Here is a 17,983-nt window from a genome sequence, read left to right as displayed (position 1 = left end):
CCGCGAAGTCCGGAAGGGCCGGAGCCGTCGGCGCCAGGGGCGGGGTCGCCACGGGGAACCCCGCGGCGGGCGCCTGACCCAGGGCCTGGGGAGCCGTCGAGGGGTACCCCGTGTAGAACGCATTCCAGTCCGGGCTCCCGTCCGGAAGGACCGGGAGGGGCGTGATCCCGTCGGCGTAGGTCGGCCAGGACGGCGCGGAGGCGACCGGCCGGGCGGCAGGAGCCTTCTTCGGCGCGAACAGGGCGTTGAGCAGCGGAATGAGCGTGGTGCCGACGGCGACGAGGATCGTGAGGGCGACGACGATGCGCCAGTACAGCTCGGTGTAGTCGAAGGTGTTGGGGAACGCGAGGAAGAAGACCAGCAGGGCGACGAGGGCGCCGAGGAAGACGATCGTCACGATGTGGATCACCTTCGTGAAGGTCGTGACATGGCGCTGCGCGGCACGGGTGAAGAGCCGCACATGGAGCAGTGCGAGCTGCAGGATCCCGATCACGAGCAGCAGCTGGAAGAAGCGCTCCGCGCCGAAGTAGAGCCCGTCTTCCGGGAGCCAGATCTTCACGAGGCCGACGAGGAGCGCGATGACCCAGGAGACCATGCTCGCGAGCTGGAGCCAGTCCGGCCGGTTCGGCGCGAGGCCCGCCTCGAGGATGGCGATCCCGGCGAAGGCGGCGAGCAGGAGGATCGTGAGGAAGGCGCGACCGATGAGGCCGTTCTGATCACCGACCAGGACCCACACGACGCAGACCAGAGCCGCGGCGATGAGGGCGCCGATCGCGACCCACAGCGAGCCCCTGATGAGCAGCGACATGTTCTTCTTGTCACCCTGCGGCTGCAGCCGGGCGGTGTCCGGATGGGACATGGGGATCCTCTCGTCGAGCGGCGATGCCTTCATCCTGCCACGCGCGGGCCCGCTTGTTCCGGCTTCCCTCGAGTGCGAAGGAGATCGGGGACCGACCGAGGTCTGGGGAGGAAGGGTCAGCCGGCCTTCTTCGCGGAGGCCGCCGCGAAGGCCGCGACCCGCGCCTGTGCGTCCGGGGTCTCCAGGGCGGCGCCGATGGACCGGGCCTCCTCGCTCAGCTGCTCGGCGAAGGTGCGCTCCGGCTGCGACCGCACCAGCCGCTTGGCCTGCCCGTACGCGTCGGCGGCCCCGGCGAGCCAGAACCGCGCGACCTCCTCGGCCCGCGCACGGACCCGGTCGGCCTCCGTCCCGCCGTCCTCGCCCTCCACGACCTCGGCCACCAGACCCCAGTCGAGAGCCTCCGCGGCCGTGAGCAGCCGGTCCTGCAGCACGAGCTGGAGGGCACGGCGCTGACCCACGGCCCGCGCGAGCTGCGCCGACACGGAGAGGTCGGGCGTGAGGCCGATGTTCGCGTACAGGCTCCCGAGCTGCGACCGCGAGCCCACCACCGCGTAGTCCGTGGCGAGCAGGATGCCGAGTCCGCCACCGGCCGTCGTCCCGTGCGCCGCGGCGACCACGGGCACGCTCGACTCCGTGAGCGCGCGGATCCCGGTGTTGATGACCTCCGCCAGCGCGGTGATCTCCGCCCCGGACGACCCCATGGTCGTCGCCATGTCGATCACGTCGCCGCCCGCGCAGAACGCCGGTCCCGCCGCGTCGATGAGGATGGCCTGCACGTCGTCGCGCGACGTCGCCTCGACGGTCGCATCCCGCCAGGCGTACGCCAGATCGGCGTTGAAGGCGTTGAGGCGGGTCGGACGGTTGAGCGTGAGCCGCGCCATCCCCTCGTCGACGGCGAACAGGATGGCATCACTCATGGCTTCTCCTTCGAGCACAGGCGGATGCCTCCAGGCTAGTCGCGCTCAGGCGCCCTCCCAGACGCGCGCCACGAACCGCTCCATCCGTCGCCGGGTGCCATCGAGCCGGAAGTCGACCTGTCCCGCCGCCCGGATCTCGTTCGGTGCGAGCGGATGCGCCAGGCGCACGTTCTCGTGGCAGGACAGATCGGCGCAGATGTAGGTGCCGACCGAGTCGCCGCGCTCCCCCGCCTCTCCCGTGCGTCGCGCCGCGAACAGCGCCACCTGGTTGCCCGGCTGCATCGTGTGGCAGATGTTGCACATGCCCGAGCGCCCGCGCCCTGGTTCCGACGCCCGCAGCACCACCCCGACCACACGCCCCTCGTGCGGGATGAGGACGTAGCCGCGCTTGCCGGCACTCGGGTCGCGCCAGGCGAAGAAGTCGAGGTAGTCCCAGTCCACGAGGAGGAAGTCGTGCGGCATCTCCATGACGCGCAGCTCGTCGGCGTCCGCGTTCACGAACGAGGCCCGGACGTCGGCTTCGGTGAGAGGTCGCATCGCTCCAGTCTAGGAACTCGGCGCGGAGGTGAGGCCGGGAACAGGAGAAGCCCCCGCGAGCGGGGGCTTCCGTGGTGGCGAGTGAGGGATTCGAACCCCCGAAGTCGAAGACGGCTGATTTACAGTCAGATCCCTTTGGCCACTTGGGTAACTCGCCAGAGCGCACCCGTCCGACTTGAACAGCCAACCGGGGGCACGAAGAACAATCATACCTGCCGGATGCGGGCGCGAGAAATCGAGGCGTCAGCTCCCGTGCACGCCGCGGTCGGCGGCGGACAGCGACTCCGGTGTGCGCAGCAGCCCGCCCTCGGCGCGGCAGGTCGCGGCGGCCACATCCATCGCGCGCTCGAGCAGGGCGGACCATCCTTCGACCGCCTTCGGGGCCCCGTCCACCAGTCCGGCGGCGACGGCGGCGAGCGTCGCATCCCCGGCCCCCACGGTGTCGACCACCCGACCCGGCAGCGCCGAGATGGGGGCCGAGACCGATCCGGCGTCCGATTCGAGCACGGCGCCGTCCGCACCGGCCGTCGCGAGCACCGCCGTGACGCCGAGGCTCCGGAGCCGCGCGCGCAGGGCGTCGAGGTCGCCGTCGTAGAGCACGTCGGCATCGTCGGCGCCGACCTTCACCAGGTCCGCCCGCGCCGCCAGCCGCTCGAAGCCGCGGACGAACTCCTCGCGGTCGGACAGCATGCCGGTGCGGGGATTCGGATCGATCGCCAGCCGCGCACCCTCCACCGCGGCGGCGAGGGCGTCGACCTCGGCCGGGACATCGAAGGGGAAGCAGCTCACCGCGACGATGTCCGCGTCGCCGATGGCGGCCCTCGCCTCGTCCGAGTACCGGACGGTCCGCTCCTGGGCCGCGCGGTTGAAGACGTAGCTCGGCTCGCCGTTCGTAGCCCGGGTGACGACGGCCCGCGACGACCCGTGCGGTGCCGCGCTCGCGATCAGCCGCACGCCGTGATCGGCCAGATACTGGCGGATGTGCGCGCCGGCGACGTCCTCCCCCACCATCGCGATGAGCGTCGTGGGGATTCCGAGCCGGCGCAGCCCCACCGCGACGTTCAGGGCGGCCCCGCCGACGAACTCGCGGACGCCGGCCTCATCCCGGATCTCGTCGATCAGGGCGTCTCCGATGACGACGGCCGCGCCGCCGGGGGAAGTCTCAGTGGTCACTCGCCGACCCTACCGCGCCCGCCCCGGTCACAGCTTCGGAGATGACACCCGACACCCCGATGGATGAGCCCCACCGGCGGCGCGCCGCGCCGGATCTCCGAAGCTGTGCACACCCGACCGCGCCGAGGGACGACGAAGGCCCCGGGGAGAACCCCGGGGCCTTCGTTCACTCACTCACACCTCAGTTGTAGGTACCGGGGGTGATGTCGTCCGTCGAGAACGCGTCGAAGTCGACGTAACCGAAGTCGCCGTCGGCGTACGCGCCGTCGGATGCGAAGATCCGGTTCGGGTAACGCTCGCTCTTGGCTTCCTCGGTGGCCTCGACCGTGACGTCGCGGTACTTCGAGAGACCGGTTCCGGCGGGGATGAGCTTTCCGATGATGACGTTCTCCTTGAGACCGACCAGCGGGTCGCGCTTGCCCTCCATGGCGGCCTGCGTGAGCACGCGGGTCGTCTCCTGGAAGGACGCAGCGGACAGCCACGACTCGGTCGCGAGCGACGCCTTCGTGATACCCATCAGCTCCGGGCGACCGGACGCCGGGCGCTTGCCCTCGGCCACGGCCTCGCGGTTGATCTGCTGGTAGCGCTTCAGGTCGACCATCTCACCCGGCAGCAGGGTCGTGTCGGCGTGGTCGACGACGGTGACCTTGCGGAGCATCTGGCGGACGATGACCTCGATGTGCTTGTCGTGGATCGGCACACCCTGCGAGCGGTAGACGCCCTGGACACCGCCGACGAGGTACTTCTGCACCTCGCGGGCACCCATGACGCGCATGACCTCCTTGGGGTCGAGCGTGCCGACCTGCAGGGGCTGACCGACCGAGACGTGCTGGCCGTCCTCGACGAGGAGGGTGGCACGCTTCAGCACCGGGTAGACGACGGGCTCGTCGCCGTTGTCGGGCGTGAGGATGACCTTCTTGGCCTTCTCGGTCTCGTCGATCGTGATGCGGCCGTCGGCCTCCGCGATCGGCGATGCACCCTTGGGGGTACGCGCCTCGAACAGCTCCTGCACACGGGGCAGACCCTGCGTGATGTCATCCGCCGACGCCGAACCACCGGTGTGGAAGGTACGCATCGTCAGCTGGGTACCGGGCTCACCGATCGACTGGGCCGCGATGATGCCGACGGCCTCGCCGATGTCGACGGTCTTGCCGGTCGCGAGCGAACGGCCGTAGCACTGCGCGCACACGCCGACGGCGGAGTCGCAGGTCAGGACCGAGCGGACCTTGATGGTCTCGACGCCCGCGGCGACCAGCTTGTCGATGAGCACGTCGCCCACGTCGTCGCCGGCCGCGGCCAGGACCTCGCCCGACGCGTTCACCACGTCGGAGGCCAGCGTGCGGGCGAACACCGAGTTCTCGACGTTCGCGTCGCGCACCAGCTCACCCTGCGAGTTCGGAGCGGCGATCGGGAGCTCGAGGCCCTTCGACGTGCCGCAGTCCTCTTCGCGGATGATGACATCCTGCGAGACGTCCACCAGACGACGGGTCAGGTAACCCGAGTCGGCGGTACGCAGAGCGGTGTCGGCCAGACCCTTACGGGTACCGTGCGTCGCGATGAAGTACTCCGCCACCGACAGACCCTCGCGGTACGAGGAGATGATCGGACGCGGGATGATCTCACCCTTGGGGTTGTTCACCAGACCACGCATACCGGCGATGTTCCGGATCTGCAGCCAGTTACCACGAGCGCCGGAGGACACCATGCGGTTGATGGTGTTGTCCTCCGGGAAGTGCGCCTTCATCGCGGCCTGCACCTCGTCGGTCGCCTCGGTCCAGATCTTGATGAGCTCCTGACGACGCTCGGCGTCGGTCGTGAGGCCCTTCTCGTACTGGGACTGGACCTTCGCGGCCTGCTTCTCGTAGCCCGCGACGATCTCCGCCTTGTTCGGCGGGGTGAGGATGTCGCTCAGCGCGACGGTCACACCCGAACGGGTCGCCCAGTAGAAACCGGCATCCTTGATGCGGTCCAGCGTGGCGGCCGTCTCGACCTTGGGGTACTCCTCGGCCAGCTTGTTGACGATCTGCGACAGCTTGCCCTTGTCGGCCTGCTCGCGGACGAAGGGGTAGCCCTTCGGCAGCGCGTCGTTGAAGATCGCCTGACCCAGCGAAGCGTCGACCAGGCCGTGCTTCTCGTAGCCCTCGGGAGCCTCGCCCTCGAGGAAGGCCAGACCCGGGATGCGGATGCGGACCTTCGCCTGCAGGTCGAGCGTGCCCTCGTCGTACGCGAGCTGTGCCTCGCCGACGGAGCCGAACGCACGACCCTCGCCCTTGGCGCCGGCCTTGACCGTCGTGAGGTGGTGCAGACCGATGATCATGTCCTGCGAGGGCAGGGTGACCGGACGGCCGTCCGACGGCTTCAGGATGTTGTTCGACGCGAGCATGAGCACGCGGGCCTCGGCCTGAGCCTCGACCGACAGCGGCAGGTGGACAGCCATCTGGTCACCGTCGAAGTCGGCGTTGAACGCCGCGCAGACGAGCGGGTGCAGCTGGATGGCCTTGCCCTCGACGAGCTGCGGCTCGAACGCCTGGATGCCGAGACGGTGCAGGGTGGGTGCACGGTTCAGCAGCACCGGACGCTCGCGGATGATCTCCTCGAGCACGTCCCAGACCTCGGGACGGGTGCGCTCGACGGCGCGCTTGGCGGCCTTGATGTTCTGCGAGTGACCGAGGTCGATCAGGCGCTTGATGACGAACGGCTTGAAGAGCTCGAGCGCCATCTGCTTGGGCAGACCGCACTGGTGCAGCTTGAGCTGCGGGCCGACGACGATGACCGAACGGCCCGAGTAGTCGACACGCTTGCCGAGCAGGTTCTGGCGGAAGCGACCCTGCTTTCCCTTGAGCATGTCGCTCAGGGACTTCAGGGCGCGGTTGCCGGTACCGGTGACGGGGCGACCGCGGCGGCCGTTGTCGAACAGCGCGTCGACGGCCTCCTGCAGCATCCGCTTCTCGTTGTTGACGATGATCTCGGGGGCACCGAGGTCGATCAGGCGACGGAGACGGTTGTTGCGGTTGATCACGCGGCGGTACAGGTCGTTCAGGTCGGAGGTCGCGAAGCGGCCACCGTCGAGCTGGACCATCGGACGCAGCTCCGGCGGGATCACCGGGACGACGTCGAGCACCATCGCGGCCGGGCTCATGCCGGTCTCGAGGAACGAGTTGACGACCTTGAGGCGCTTGATCGCACGGATCTTGCGCTGGCCCTTGCCCTCCGAGATCTGCAGGTGCAGGCTCTCGGCCTCGGCGGCCAGGTCGAACGCGGCCAGGCGACGCTGGATCGCCTCGGCACCCATGTAGGCCTCGAAGTACAGGCCGAAGCGGTCCTGCAGCTCGTGGAAGACGTCGTCCTCCGGGCGCAGGGCACCGACCTCGAGCGTGCGGAAGTCCTCCCACACGCGCTCCAGCTTCAGGATCGCCTCGTCGGCACCCTTGCGGATGAGCGACATCTCCTTCTCGGCGGCGTCCTTGACCTTCTTCTTGGCGTCGGCCTTGGCACCCTCGGCCTCGAGGGCCGCGAGCTCCTCCTCCAGCTTGGCCAGGCGCTCCGCGATCTTCGCGTCGCGGCGGTCGCCGAGCGTCTTCAGCTCGAGACGGATGTTGTTCTCCTGGGTGCCCAGGTCGCGGTGACGGGCCTCCTCGTCGACCGAGATGACCATGTACGCGGCGAAGTAGATGACCTTCTCGAGGTCCTTCGGCGCCATGTCCAGCAGGTAGCCGAGGCGCGAGGGCACGCCCTTGAAGTACCAGATGTGGGTGACGGGAGCGGCGAGCTCGATGTGACCCATGCGCTCACGACGGACGGAGCTCTTGGTGACCTCCACGCCGCAGCGCTCGCAGACGATGCCCTTGAAGCGAACGCGCTTGTACTTGCCGCAGGCGCACTCCCAGTCACGGGACGGGCCGAAGATCTGCTCTCCGAAGAGACCGTCCTTCTCCGGCTTGAGGGTGCGGTAGTTGATGGTTTCGGGCTTCTTGACCTCGCCGTAGGACCACGCGCGGATGTGGTCTGCGGTCGCCAGGCCGATGCGAAGCTCATCGAAGGTTGTGGACTCGAGCACTAGTTCTCCTGTGTCGGAAATTCTTTTTGAGAAGTCTGGGCTTCGACCGGCTCAGCCGTCGCGGGGACGGCTGAGCCGGTCGAAGGATTAGATCTCGTCGATCGAGGCGGCCTCGAAGCGGCTGGAGATGTTGATACCGAGTTCCTCTGCGGCGCGGAACGCCTCGTCGTCGGTGTCGCGGAGGTTGACCAGCGTGCCGTCGGCCGAGAGGACCTCGACGTTCAGGCAGAGCGACTGCATCTCCTTCATGAGCACCTTGAACGACTCGGGGATGCCGGGCTCCTGGATGTTCTCGCCCTTGACGATGGCCTCGTACACCTTGACGCGGCCGAGGATGTCATCGGACTTGATCGTGAGGAGCTCCTGGAGGGCGTACGCCGCACCGTAGGCCTCGAGGGCCCACACCTCCATCTCACCGAAGCGCTGTCCACCGAACTGCGCCTTACCACCGAGCGGCTGCTGGGTGATCATCGAGTACGGACCGGTGGAGCGGGCGTGGATCTTGTCGTCCACCAGGTGGTGGAGCTTCAGGATGTACATGTAGCCCACGGAGATCGGCGCCGGGAACGGCTCGCCGGAGCGGCCGTCGAACAGCTGCGTCTTGCCGCTCGAGTCGATCAGGCGGAGGCCGTCACGGGTCGGGAGCGTCGAGTCGAGCAGACCGGAGATCTCCTCCTCGCTGGCACCGTCGAACACCGGGGTGGCGACCTTGGTGCCGGGTGCGGCCTCGAACGCCTGCTGCGGCAGCTTGGCGGCCCACTCCGGGGTGCCCTCGACCTTCCAGCCCTGCTTCGCGATCCACCCGAGGTGGGTCTCGAGGACCTGGCCGAAGTTCATTCGACCCGGGATGCCGAGCGGGTTGAGGACGATGTCCACCGGGGTGCCGTCCGCGAGGAACGGCATGTCCTCGACAGGGAGGATCTTCGCGATGACACCCTTGTTGCCGTGGCGGCCGGCGAGCTTGTCGCCCTCGGTGATCTTGCGCTTCTGGGCGATGTAGACCACGACGCGGCGGTTGACGCCGGAGCCGAGCTCGTCGTCGCCGTCCTCGGCGTTGAACTCCTTGACCGCGATGATCGTGCCCTGCTCACCGTGGGGCACCTTCAGCGACGTGTCGCGGACCTCGCGGCTCTTCTCGTTGAAGATCGCACGGAGCAGACGCTCCTCGGCCGACAGCTCGGTCTCACCCTTCGGCGTGACCTTGCCGACGAGGATGTCGCCGGGGCGGACCTCGGCGCCGATGCGGATGATGCCGCGCTCGTCGAGGTCCTTCAGCAGCTCCGGGCTGACGTTGGGGAGGTCACGGGTGATCTCCTCCTTGCCGAGCTTCGTGTCGCGGGCGTCGACCTCGTACTCCTCGATGTGGATCGACGAGAGGGTGTCGTCCTTCACCAGGTCCTGGCTCAGGATGATGGCGTCCTCGAAGTTGTAGCCCTCCCACGTCATGAACGCGACGAGGAGGTTCTTCCCGAGGGCCAGCTCGCCGTTCTCGGTGGCGGGGCCATCGGCGATGACCTCACCGACCTCGACGCGCTCACCGGCCGAGACGACGACCTTCTGGTTGTAGGAGGTGCCCTGGTTCGAGCGGTCGAACTTGCGCAGGTGGTACTCCTGCGTGCCGCCCTCGTCGAGCATGACGACGACGCGGTCCGCGGAGACCTCGGAGACGACACCGGCCTTCTCGGCGGTGATCACGTCACCGGCGTCGATGGCCGTGTAGCCCTCCATACCGGTTCCGACGAGCGGCGAGTCGCTGCGGAGCAGCGGCACGGCCTGACGCTGCATGTTGGCGCCCATGAGCGCGCGCTGCGCGTCGTCGTGCTCGAGGAAGGGCACGAGCGAGGTCGCGACCGACACCATCTGGCGCGGCGAGACGTCGATGTAGCCGATCTCCTCCGGGAGGAACAGGTCGACCTCACCGCTGCCGCCCTTGGGGCGCGCGAGCACGTGGCTCTCGCGGAAGCGACCCTTCGCATCGAGCGGCGCGTTGGCCTGCGCGATGTTGAAGTCGACCTCCTCGGAGGCGGTCAGGTAGTCGATCTGGTCGGTCACGACACCGTCGACGACCTTGCGGTACGGGGTCTCGATGAAGCCGAACGAGTTGATGCGCGCGAAGGTCGCGAGCGCACCGATCAGACCGATGTTCGGGCCTTCCGGCGTCTCGATCGGGCACATGCGGCCGTAGTGCGAGGGGTGGACGTCGCGGACCTCGACGCCGGCGCGGTCACGGCTCAGACCACCGGGGCCGAGAGCCGACAGACGGCGCTTGTTGGTCAGACCCGCGAGCGGGTTGTTCTGGTCCATGAACTGCGACAGCTGCGAGGTTCCGAAGAACTCCTTGATCGCGGCGACGACGGGGCGCACGTTGATCAGGGTCTGCGGCGTGATGGCCTCGATGTCCTGCGTGGTCATGCGCTCGCGGACGACGCGCTCCATGCGGGACAGACCCGTGCGGACCTGGTTCTGGATCAGCTCGCCGACCGCGCGGATGCGACGGTTGCCGAAGTTGTCGATGTCGTCGGTCGCGAGGCGGATCTCGGTCTTCTTGCCGCCGCGGATGCCCTCGAAGGTCTCCTCGGTGCCCGCGTGCAGACGCACGAGGTACTTGATCGTGGCGACGATGTCCTGCACCGTCAGCACCGACTCCGTCAGCGGGGTGTCGAGACCCAGCTTGTGGTTGATCTTGTACCGGCCGACCTTGGCGAGGTCGTAGCGCTTCGGGTTGAAGTAGAAGTTGTCGAGCAGCGCGCGGGCGGCCTCGGCGGCCACCTGCTCGCCCGGACGCAGCTTGCGGTAGATGTCGCGCAGCGCGTCTTCCTTGGTGACGATCGTGTCCTTCGCGAGCGTCTCCTCGATGGAGGTGTAGCCGGCGAACTCCTCGAGGATCTCCTCGCTGGTCATGCCCAGCGCCTTGAGGAAGACCGTCACGGACTGCTTGCGCTTGCGGTCGACGCGGACGCCGACCTGGTCGCGCTTGTCGATCTCGAACTCGAGCCAGGCACCGCGGCTCGGGATGACGCGCGCCGAGACGATGTCCTTGTCACTCGTCTTGTCGGGGGTCTTGTCGAAGTAGACACCCGGCGAGCGCACGAGCTGCGAGACGACGACGCGCTCGGAGCCGTTGATGATGAACGTGCCCTTGTCGGTCTGGAGCGGGAAGTCGCCCATGAAGACCGTCTGGGTCTTGATCTCACCCGTGAGGTGGTTCATGAACTCGGCCTCGACGTAGAGCGGGGCCGCGTAGGTCTTGCCACGCTCCTTGCACTCCTCGATGGAGTACTTCTCGGGCTCGAGGTACGGGTTCGTGAACGACAGCTGCATCGTCTCGCCGAGGTCCTCGATCGGGGAGATCTCCTCGAAGATCTCGCCCAGACCGCTGTTCTCGTTCACGTCGGTGCGACCGGCGGCCTTGGCCTCGGCCACGCGCGCCTTCCAGGCGTCGTTGCCGACCAGCCAACCGAAGGACTCGGTCTGCAGGGCGAGAAGGTCGGGGACCGTCAGCGTGTCGGAGATCTTGGCGAACGAGAGACGGGAAGCTCCGCGTCCGTTCTTGGTGGTGGTGGATGTGGATGCGTTGGGAGCAGCAGCCAAGGGAATAACCTCCGTGAGCCCCGCAGGGCTTCTCGATTCCTTTGTCGTCAGGTGGAGTGCGCTCAGAAGCTCACGAGATGCCGACCACCATATGAGGGCAGGGAGAAGCGAGCGCAACTACCAACTATAGACGCGATCTCGCGACATGGCAAGCGCAATCCTTGACCAATCTTCGATGCTGCGGTAATGGGACCGCCGAGACCCCGCCTGCGCGCCGAAACCCCGCCCTCGCCGCGGAGGCAGGGCGGGGTTTCGACACGAAACCGGGGTCTCGGGTCAGGACGCGATGTTGAGCTCGTTGCCGGGGATCGAGGCGAGGAGGCGGCGTGTGTAGGGGTCGCGAGGATTCGTGAAGATCTCCTCCGACGACGCGGCCTCCACGAGCTTCCCGTCCTTCATCACGCACACGTAGTCGCTGATGAGACGCACCACCGCGAGGTCGTGCGAGATGAACAGGTAGCTCAGCCCGTACTCACGCTGGAGGTCGCCCAGCAGCCGCAGGATCTGGTCCTGCACGAGCACGTCCAGCGCCGACACGGGCTCGTCGCACACGATGAGATCCGGCGACAGTGCCAGCGCTCGCGCGATCGCCACACGCTGACGCTGCCCGCCGGAGAGCTCGGACGGGTAGCGCCGCAGCATCGACTGCGGCAGCGCGACGTCGTCCAGGAGCTGCCGCACGCGCTTGCGCCGGTCGGCCCCGCTCCCCCGCTTGTAGAACTCCAGGGGCTCCGCGATCAGGCGCTCGATCGTGAACATGGGGTTCAGGCTGGAGTACGGATCCTGGAAGATCGGCTGCACCCGCTGCCGGAAGTCCTTCGTCTCCGCACGACTGAGCGTCGAGATGTCCTTGCCCTCATAGCGGATGAGGCCGCTCGTGGGCTCGATGACCTTGAGCAGCATGCGCGCGGTCGTGGTCTTGCCCGATCCGGACTCCCCCACGATCGCGACGGTCTCCCCGCGCGGGATCGCGAGCGAGACGTCGTCGACGGCCACGAAGTCCTCGTGCTTGCCGCGCACGGGGTACACCTTCGTGAGGTTCTCGATCTCGACGATGTTGCCCTTCGACGAGCTCAGGGACCCAGGCCCCTCGTGGGTCGCTGAGCCTGTCGAAGCGTCCCGGACGAAGGCCTCAGGACGAAGCCGGGCCACCGCCACCGACGGCGCCGCCTTCACGAGCGACTGGGTGTACGGATGCTGCGGGTCCTCGAGGATCCGCCGCGCCGGCCCTTGCTCGACGACCTTGCCGCGGTGCATCACGATCACGCGCTCGGCCCGCTCCGCGGCGAGCCCGAGGTCGTGCGTGATGAGGAGCACGGCGGTGCCCAGCTCCCTCGTCATCTCGCCGATCTGGTCGAGGATGGTCTGCTGCACCGTCACGTCCAGGGCACTGGTGGGCTCGTCCGCGATGAGCAGCCGCGGCTTGCACGCCAGCCCGATCGCGATGAGGGCCCGCTGCCGCATGCCGCCGGAGAACTCGTGCGGGTACTGCTTGGCCCGACGCTCCGGATCGGGAAGACCGGCCGCGGTCAGCGCCTCGACGACCTTGGACTGCACGTTCTGCCGGGTGGCGAGGCCGTGGGCGAGCAGCGTCTCGGCGACCTGGGTGCCGATCTTCGCAACCGGGTTGAGGTTCGACATGGGGTCCTGCGGCACAAGCCCGATGTCCCGTCCGCGGATCGATCGCAGCTCGTTCTCGGAGGCACGGGAGATGTCGCGTCCGTCGAGCTTGATGCTGCCGGCGGCCACCTTCCCCCCGCCTGCGAGCAGCCCGATGATCGCCATCGCGGTGGTCGACTTGCCGGAACCGGACTCGCCGACGATCGCCACGGTCTCCCCGGGGCGGATCTCGAGGTCGACGCCCTCGACGGCGTGCACGACGCCGTCCATGGTGGCGAAGTCCACCGCCAGGCCCTCGACCGACAGCAGGGGCTCGTCCGCCATGCCGTTCTCCTTCGCGGCGCGCACGGCGCCCTCGTCGCGGATGTTCATCGTGCCCTCGTCCTCGGGTCCATGGCTTCGCGCAGGGCCTCACCGAGCAGAGTGAAGCCGAGTGCGGTGACGGCGATGCAGATGCCGGGGAGGAACGCCAGCCACGGGGCGATCGCCAGCTCCGCCTGCGCGTACGTGAGCATGCGACCCCACTCGGCCGTCGCGGGGCCGCCGCCGCCGAGACCGAGGAACGACAGCGCCGCCGCATCGATCACGGCGGTCGCGAGGGTCAGGGTGCCCTGCACGATCACGGGCCCGATCGCGTTCGGGAGGACGTGCGACATCGTGATCCGGCCGCGGCCGAGGCCGAGCGTCTGCGCCGAGAGCACGTAGTCGCTGGAGCGCTGCTGGAGCATGGACGCCCGCAGCAGGCGCGCGAAGATCGGCACCTGGGAGGCCCCGATGGCGATCATCACGGCGTACGGCGTCTGTCCGAGGATCGCGGCGATCGACACCGCCAGCAGGAGGTTCGGCACCGAGAGGATGATGTCGACGACGCGCATGATGACGGTGTCGACCCAGCCTCCGAACGTGCCGGCGAGGAGTCCGAGGATCATGCCGCCGACGAGACCCATCGCAGTGGAGACGACGCCGATCAGCAGCGACGCCTGGGCGCCCCAGATGAGCTTGGACAGCACGTCGCCGCCGAACCGGTCCAGACCGAGGGGGAACTGCGGCAGCTCCCCCGGTCCGGGGATGTGCGTCGGCGTGATCTCCTTCGCCCCGGGGAGCGCGGTCTCGGGGTACGGAGCGAGGACCGGCGCGAGCACCGCGACGAGGAGGAAGAGGAGCACGATGACGGCGCCGATCCACGCCGTCGGGTTGCGGCGGAGCCGGCGGAACACGTCGCGCCAGAACCCGCCGCCGCTCTCCTTGAGGTCGGCCTGGGCGATGGCGACGGTGTCGATGCTGCCGCCGCTCTCGGCGGACGGCCCCTGTGCGGGTGGGAGGGCGATGCTCATGCGAGCGCCTCCTTTCGGATGAGGGAGGAGGACATCACTGCACCCTCACTCTCGGATCGATGAGGCTGTACGACACGTCCACGGCCAGGTTGATGAGGGCGTAGGCGATCGCGATGAAGATGATGAACCCCTGCAGCACCGGGAAGTCGCGCGTGAAGATGGCGCGCGCGAGGAACGATCCGATGCCGGGAAAGGCGAACACGGTCTCGGTGAGCACCGCCCCCGAGATGAGCAGTCCGGTCTGCAGGCCGATCGTCGTGATGACGGGGAGCATGGCGTTGCGGAGGATGAACCGGCTGCGCAGCGTGCCGGAGCCCACGCCCTTCGCCCGCCCCGTCCGCACGTAGTCGGCGTTCTGCACCTCCAGCACGCTCGCCCTGGTGATGCGGACGATGATCGCGAGCGGGATGGTGCCGAGCGCGAGCGCCGGGAGGATCAGATGGAGGATCGCATCCCACGCGGCGTCGAACTCCCCCGTGATGATGCCGTCCCAGACGTAGAAGCCGGTGGGATGGGTGGCATCGATCCGGGGGTCCTGCCGGCCGTCCGAGGGGAGCCACCCCAGCTGCACGGCGAAGACGTACTTGAGGATGAAGGCCAGGAAGAAGACCGGGATCGTGATCCCGATGAGGCTCAGCACGACCGACGCGTGGTCGGTGAACTTGCCGTGGCGGCGGGCCGCCCAGTACCCGAGCGGGATGCCGACGCCCACCGCGAAGATGAGCGCCGCGACGCTCAGCTCGATCGTCGCGGGGAAGCGGCGGAGGAACTCCTCCGTGACCGGCCGGTTGGTCTGGATGGACGTGCCGAAGTCGCCCTGCAGCAGGCGCGTGACCCAGATGAAGTACTGCTCGATGAGGGGCTTGTTGAAGCCGTAGAGCTCGTTGACCCTGGCGATGGCCTCGGGGGTGGCCTTCTCGCCGAGGAGGGCGACCGCGGGGCCGCCGGGGAGGGCCCTGACCCAGGCGAACAGCAGGATGCTGAGCCCGAACAGGGTGGGGATGAGGAACAGCAGTCGCCTGCCGATGGTGCGCAGCACAGAGTTCTCCGTCGATCAGAAGGTACGCCGTGCCCCGGTCCCGCGAGGCGGAACCGGGGCTCGGCATATCAAATGGTCAGGCCTACTTCGTGAGGACGATGTCCGTGAAGACCTCGTCGTTCACCGGGCTGGCGGGGTAGCTCTCGACGCGCGGGTCGAAGGCGAGCGTCGGCGCCGGGTGGGCGAGCGGGACGCCCGGGATGAACTCCGCGACCATCTCGTTGATGTCCTCGTAGAGCGCCGTCTGGTCGTCGAGGTTGGAGACCCCGCGCGCCTCGGTCAGCGCCTGGAAGAGTTCCGGGTTGTCGAAGCCCCACTCCGAGCTCTGCTGGCCGAAGAACACGCCGACGAAGTTGTCGGTGTCGTTGTAGTCGCCGGTCCAGCCCAGCAGGTGGATGCCGTGGTCGGAAGTGCCGGTGGTGCGGTCGAGGTACTCGACCCACTCCTCGGAGACCGGAGTGGTCTCCACGCCGACCTCCGAGAGCTGCGAGGACAGGACGGTGTAGATCTGCTCGGGGTCCGGCATGTACGGACGCGAGACGTTGACCGGGTAGTTGAAGTCCAGCGACAGCGGGTTCGCCTCGTCGTAGCCGGCCTCCGCGAGCAGCTCCTTGGCCTTCTCCGGGTCGTAGTCGTAGGTCGTGACCTCGTCGTTGTAGCCGTTGACCACCGGCGGGACGAACTGCGTCGCCTTCTCGGTGCCCTCCGGGAGGACCTGGCTGATCAGGGCGTCCTTGTCGATCGCGTAGGACAGCGCCTCGCGCACCTTCGGGTCCTGCAGCTCCGGGATCGCCTGGTTGAAGGCGAGGTAGAGGATCGTGAACGGGGGACGCGACACCATGGTGAAGTCGTCCTCCTCCAGCGCCTTCGTGTCGGCGGGGCCCACGAGGTCGTAGCCGTCGATGGAGCCCGACTCGAGCGCCTGGCGACGCGCCGTCGGGTCGTCGATGGTGCGGAAGATGATCTCGTCGATCTGTCCGGCCTCGCCCCAGTAGTCGTCGTAGGCCTTGAGCGTGACCTGCTCGCCCGGCGCCCACTCCTCGAACTGGTAGGGGCCCGTGCCGACCGGGTGGCCCATGGCGTACTCGGACAGCTGCGGCGCCTCGGCGGTGCCGCCGACCTCGTCCGCGCCGAACTCCTGCATCGCCGAGGGGCTCTGCATGCCGAAGGCCGGGAGCGACAGCGAGGCGATGAAGCCGGCGAACGGCTTGTTCAGCTCGATCGTGACGGAGTTCTCGCCGTCGGGCGTGCAGGACTTGTAGACCGCGTCCTCCGGGTTGGAGGCATAGCCCTTGAAGAGCTTGTTGTAGTAGTACCCGAAGGCCTCGGAGGCGGCGAGACCGGTCCAGTTGTACCAGCGGTCGAAGTTGGCGCAGACGGCCTCGGCGTTGAACGGCGTGCCGTCCTGGAAGGTCACGCCCTCCTTCAACGCGAAGGTGTGGGACATGCCGTCCTCGGACGACTCCCACGACTCCGCCAGCAGCGGCGCCGGGTCGGCCGTGCCGGGCTCCGTGCCCACCAGACCCTCGAAGATCTGGCGGGAGACGCGGAAGGTCTCGCCGTCCTGCGCGAACGCCGGGTCGAGGCTCGCGGGATCCGACGAGGCGGCGAAGACGAAGGTGCCGTCGACGTCACCCGATCCTTCCGACCCGTTGTCCCCGCGCTCGCTGGCGACGCATCCGGCGAGTGCGAGAGCGGCGATGGTCGCTCCGGTGACGGCGGCGAGTCCTCGCCGAGGCATGGCTGACTGGTGCATGTGTGTATGACCTTCCCTGTCGGGCGCTTCCTTGCGCGTCTCCGGGCATCGTCGCCGCGGAGACGGTGATTCCTCGAAGGTACCCAGCGGTCCGGCCGATGCCAAGAGTCCGAGGTTGCGATCCGGTATCGACGCGGCACCGCCCTCGATCCGGTAATGTCCAGAACGTGCCGGACACCACTCCCCGCGTCGTGTGCCTGGGCGAGGGCCTGGTCGCCCTCGTCGCCGCCACCGCCGGACCGCTCGAGACCTGCCGCACGTTCCACCGCTCCCTCGCCGGGGCCGAATGGAACACCGCGATCGCGCTGTCCTCCGCGGGCATCCGCACCGCGGTCGTGTCCCGTGTCGGTGACGACGGCTTCGGACGCTTCCTCACCGCCGAGCTCCGCGCGCACGGCGTCGACGATCAGGCCGTGGAGATCGACCCGATCGCACCGACGGGCCTCTACGTCAAGGAGCTCTCCCCGCGGGCGGACGGCGCCGTGGAGGGGACGATGCACTACTACCGCGCCGGGTCGGCCGCGGCGGCGCTGTCGCCGGCCTCGCTGGAGTCGCCCGTGGCGGTGGACCTGCTCGCCGCAGCGGCCCTCGTGCACACCTCCGGCATCACGCCCGCGCTCTCGCCCTCCGCACGCGCCGCCCAGGAGGCCCTGGTCGCGGCGCCGCGACCGGGCCGTCTCGTCAGCTTCGATCTGAACTGGCGCCCCGCGCTGTGGCGGGGCCGCGAGGACGAGGGACGCGCCGTCCTCACCGATCTCGCCCACCGCGCCGACGTCCTGTTCTGCACCCGCCCCGACGCCGAGGCCGTGTTCGGCACGAGCGCACCGGACGAGCTGCGGGCGCTGTTCCCCGAGCCGCGCTACCTGATCGTGACCGACCCCGCCGGCGCCGTGGCGTTCGACGGCGCGGACCGGGTGGGCAGCGAGGCGCTCGATGCACCGGTCGTGGAGACGATCGGCGCGGGCGACGCGTTCGCCGCCGGCTTCCTCGCCGGCGTCCTCACCGGCCTGACGCTGCACGGGAGCCTGGCCCGCGCCCACCGCATCGCGACGCGCGCGATCGCCAGCACGCGCGACCACGTCGACTGAGCCGGCGGCGGC

General features: G+C 68.6%; 11 protein-coding genes and 1 tRNA gene. 1 reads left to right on the top strand and 11 read right to left on the bottom strand.

Features of this window, described 5'->3' with window-relative positions:
- The 11 genes from D8M34_RS11400 to D8M34_RS11350 all read right to left on the bottom strand — a co-directional run.
- Positions 1–859 (bottom strand): hypothetical protein (locus D8M34_RS11400; protein ID WP_126894039.1); only part of this gene is annotated, 859 nt, incomplete at its 3' end.
- 116 nt (positions 860–975) lie between these two features.
- A complete protein-coding gene (locus tag D8M34_RS11395; RefSeq protein WP_126894038.1) occupies positions 976–1,776 on the bottom strand; it encodes an enoyl-CoA hydratase/isomerase family protein in 801 nt (266 codons plus the stop codon).
- Positions 1,777–1,821: 45 nt separating this feature from the next.
- On the bottom strand, positions 1,822–2,313 hold the full coding sequence (locus tag D8M34_RS11390; protein WP_025104408.1) for an FBP domain-containing protein: 492 nt from the start codon (positions 2,311–2,313) through the stop codon (positions 1,822–1,824).
- 72 nt (positions 2,314–2,385) lie between these two features.
- Positions 2,386–2,470: transfer RNA gene (locus tag D8M34_RS11385), tRNA-Tyr, on the bottom strand.
- A gap of 86 nt (positions 2,471–2,556) precedes the next feature.
- The gene (locus D8M34_RS11380) at positions 2,557–3,486 is read right to left on the bottom strand and encodes a carbohydrate kinase family protein (RefSeq protein WP_126894037.1); all 930 of its coding nucleotides are present in this window, start codon (positions 3,484–3,486) and stop codon (positions 2,557–2,559) included.
- Positions 3,487–3,667: 181 nt separating this feature from the next.
- A complete protein-coding gene (gene rpoC / locus D8M34_RS11375; protein ID WP_126894036.1) occupies positions 3,668–7,543 on the bottom strand; it encodes a DNA-directed RNA polymerase subunit beta' in 3,876 nt (1,291 codons plus the stop codon).
- An 87-nt stretch (positions 7,544–7,630) separates the two neighbouring features.
- Entirely contained in the window at positions 7,631–11,134 is a 3,504-nt protein-coding gene (gene rpoB / locus D8M34_RS11370; RefSeq protein ID WP_025104411.1) for a DNA-directed RNA polymerase subunit beta, read from the bottom strand.
- Between the two features lie 276 nt (positions 11,135–11,410).
- Positions 11,411–13,126, bottom strand: coding sequence for an ABC transporter ATP-binding protein (locus tag D8M34_RS11365; RefSeq protein WP_126894035.1), 1,716 nt, complete (start codon positions 13,124–13,126; stop codon positions 11,411–11,413).
- Positions 13,123–14,088 carry an ABC transporter permease gene (locus D8M34_RS11360; protein ID WP_025104413.1) on the bottom strand — a complete coding sequence of 322 codons (966 nt, stop codon included), beginning with the start codon at positions 14,086–14,088 and terminating at the stop codon, positions 13,123–13,125. The genes D8M34_RS11365 and D8M34_RS11360 overlap by 4 nt, the downstream gene beginning before the upstream one ends.
- A 34-nt stretch (positions 14,089–14,122) precedes the next feature.
- The gene (locus D8M34_RS11355; protein WP_025104414.1) at positions 14,123–15,127 is read right to left on the bottom strand and encodes an ABC transporter permease; all 1,005 of its coding nucleotides are present in this window, start codon (positions 15,125–15,127) and stop codon (positions 14,123–14,125) included.
- An 82-nt stretch (positions 15,128–15,209) separates the two neighbouring features.
- Positions 15,210–16,883 (bottom strand): ABC transporter substrate-binding protein, encoded by a 1,674-nt coding sequence (locus tag D8M34_RS11350; protein WP_025104415.1) that lies wholly within the window; start codon positions 16,881–16,883, stop codon positions 15,210–15,212.
- 167 nt (positions 16,884–17,050) lie between these two features.
- Here D8M34_RS11350 and D8M34_RS11345 point away from each other — a divergent pair, with 167 nt between their 5' ends.
- Entirely contained in the window at positions 17,051–17,971 is a 921-nt protein-coding gene (locus D8M34_RS11345) for a sugar kinase (protein WP_126894034.1), read from the top strand.
- The last annotated feature ends 12 nt before the right edge of the window (positions 17,972–17,983 follow it).

The organism is Microbacterium sp. HSID17254 (assembly GCF_003989315.1).
GTDB lineage: Bacteria > Actinomycetota > Actinomycetes > Actinomycetales > Microbacteriaceae > Microbacterium.
This window is presented reverse-complemented; position numbering and strand designations above follow the sequence as displayed.

Coding starts and splice junctions, on each gene's coding strand:
- D8M34_RS11395 (WP_126894038.1), bottom strand. CDS start 1,776: ATGAGTGATGCCATCCTGTTCGCCGTCGACGAGGGGATGGCGCGGCTC.
- D8M34_RS11390 (WP_025104408.1), bottom strand. CDS start 2,313: ATGCGACCTCTCACCGAAGCCGACGTCCGGGCCTCGTTCGTGAACGCG.
- D8M34_RS11365 (WP_126894035.1), bottom strand. CDS start 13,126: ATGAACATCCGCGACGAGGGCGCCGTGCGCGCCGCGAAGGAGAACGGC.
- D8M34_RS11360 (WP_025104413.1), bottom strand. CDS start 14,088: ATGAGCATCGCCCTCCCACCCGCACAGGGGCCGTCCGCCGAGAGCGGC.
- D8M34_RS11350 (WP_025104415.1), bottom strand. CDS start 16,883: ATGCACCAGTCAGCCATGCCTCGGCGAGGACTCGCCGCCGTCACCGGA.